This window comes from Janibacter sp. CFPM2_SD2, assembly GCF_057364645.1.
In genome coordinates, this window is sequence record NZ_JBNFOF010000307.1 from 1 (window position 1) to 2,070 (window position 2,070).

General features: G+C 73.1%; 3 protein-coding genes. 1 reads left to right on the forward strand and 2 read right to left on the reverse strand.

Translation table 11 applies throughout. The features are described 5' to 3' along the window. Positions 1-150 precede the first annotated feature (150 nt). On the reverse strand, positions 151-822 hold the full coding sequence (locus AC2W7J_RS17725) for an SAF domain-containing protein (RefSeq protein WP_485984040.1): 672 nt from the start codon (positions 820-822) through the stop codon (positions 151-153). 122 nt (positions 823-944) lie between these two features. On the opposite strand from AC2W7J_RS17725, the gene AC2W7J_RS17730 reads away from it, so the two are divergent. Further along, positions 945-1,160, forward strand: coding sequence for a helix-turn-helix domain-containing protein (locus AC2W7J_RS17730; protein ID WP_255183999.1), 216 nt, complete (start codon positions 945-947; stop codon positions 1,158-1,160). A gap of 4 nt (positions 1,161-1,164) precedes the next feature. Here AC2W7J_RS17730 and AC2W7J_RS17735 read toward each other — a convergent pair whose 3' ends face one another. Then, positions 1,165-1,704, reverse strand: a complete 540-nt coding sequence (locus AC2W7J_RS17735; protein WP_427801215.1) for a hypothetical protein — start codon at positions 1,702-1,704, stop codon at positions 1,165-1,167. Positions 1,705-2,070: the final 366 nt, after the last annotated feature.

The following is a 2,070-nucleotide window of genomic DNA, read 5'->3' on the forward strand; positions in this document are numbered from 1 at the left end:
GACGTCGCCCCAGTCCGGCGGAGGCGGCGGCGAGCAGGTCGGCGAGGTCGACGCAGCGCCGACCGACGGTGACGCCGGGCAGCTGGCCGACGACCTCGACCATGCGGCCCTCCCAGTCGTGGCCGAGGGCGGTGAGGACCGTGGTCGCCATCAGTCGCGGGCCTCGGGGCTGCCGGCCTCGATCGCGAGGCGGATCGGGGTGTCCCGGGTGTCGCGGGAGAGCAGGTCGGTGACCTTGTCCGCCGGCACGACGATGATCACCGACGAGCGCGACCCGCTGCTCATGACGCCACCGCTGCGCGGCAGCTCGTGGACCGTGGCGCGACGGATGAACTCCTCGTACTCCGGCTCGTCGCTGCCAGCCGGCGCGTCCTCCCCCTTCGCCTGGGGGGTGGCGGTGAAGACGGTCACCCGCGACCCCTTGACGAGGTTGCTCAGGTAGGCGGGGTCGACGTGGACTGCGACCCGCTGCACGTCGAGCTCCGTGGGGTTGACCACCGCCGCGCGCGGCACGAGCTCGCCCTCGCGGACCTCGCGGTCGACGACGGCGCCGTTGGGCAGGCGTTCGTTGGACATCAGGTAGTCGCCCTGGGCGTCGCCGAGCTGGACGTCGACCCGCTGGAGGTCGCTCTCCTCGATCGTCTGGCCCGGCGTGAGCGGACCGGCGGCGGCCCACATGCCGACGCGGTCGTCGGCCGCGCTCATGGCCACGGCGCCGATGACGATCGAGAGCAGCACGAGCAGGATCCCGACGAGCAGGCGGGTGTCCTTCCACGACGGCTTGGTCAGACGGCGCGCGGTGGGTGTGGGCAGGGCGCTCACGGTGGTCCTTCGGCTCGGGGTGGCGGGCTGCCAGCATCATGCCCCGGGAGGGCCGACCTCGCCCGTCGGCTGTCCACAGGGGGTGCGGGAAGGTGCGCCTCGGCGGTGGCAGACTGGTCCGCATGCCACGCAAGTTCGTCCCGCTCACCGAGGTCTCCGAGGTCCTCGGGGTCTCCGCCGCACAGGCCTATGCCCTCGTGCGCAGCGGTGAGCTGCCGGCGATCAAGGTCGGTGGCCGCGGGCAGTGGCGGGTCGAGGTCGACGAGCTCGACGCCTACATCGAGCGGATGTACGCGCAGACCCGCGAGTTCGTCGCCAAGGGCGGCCGCGAGGCCTGATCGGTCAGGCCGACCCGACGAGGGCGACGGCCGCGAAGGGGACGACCCGCTCCCCCAGCACGTGCTCGGCCCGCCGCGGGCTGTCCACCGGGTGCTCGGTGATCTCGAAGGCGTCGGCGCCCACCGCATCGATCGTGCCCTGCACGGTGCCACCGTCGACGTCGACGACGACCACCGCGCGGCGGTCCCGGCTGATCCCTCGCAGCGCGGATCCGATGCCGAACCGGCGTGCGCGGGTGTCGTCGCGGGGCCGCCGGAGCCCGGAGATGCCCAGGACGGCGCCAGTCGCGACGAGCGTCTGGCGGCCGGTCTGCTCGACGAGCAGCAGCCAGCCGTCACCACTGTCCTCGAGGACCCCGCGGACCACCGTGCCGCCGCGCAGCCGCACGACGAGAGCCGATCCGGTGGCACCGACGACCCGCTCACCGAGGGTGATCTTCGAACGCTCGGTGCGGGTCCGCTCGGCGACCTCGGCGTCGAGCTCGAGCCGCGCCCGGGCAGCCAGCTGCGCCTCGAGGTCGTCGAAGAGCCGGTCCCAGCGCACGCGCCCAATCTAGGTCGCCCTCCAGCGCACCGCAGCCCGACCTGTTGCCAGGTGCCGTTTGCCATGGTTTGCTGTCGTTCGACAGCAAACGGCACCAAACGACATCAATGAGCATCGGATGAGACGTTCCGACATCGATGTCGATGACGAAGGGGGACGACCTTGGACGCAGTGCACGGATCGACGGGGACGAGGTCGAGGAGCCTGCGACAGGGGGCGGCCGGTGGCTCGGTGGACGGGACCGGCGGCGGCGCGTCCGGTGGCGTGCGGGCCGCGGTGCGCGGGGGTGCTCGGCGCCCTCGTCACTGGTTGCCGGCCGGCTGCCGGGCGGCGTCGCCCTCACCGTCGCCACCTCCACCGGGGGGC

Excerpts from the sequence above, each read along its gene's own strand:
- AC2W7J_RS17730 (WP_255183999.1), top strand. The coding sequence starts at position 945 with ATGCCACGCAAGTTCGTCCCGCTCACCGAGGTCTCCGAGGTCCTCGGG.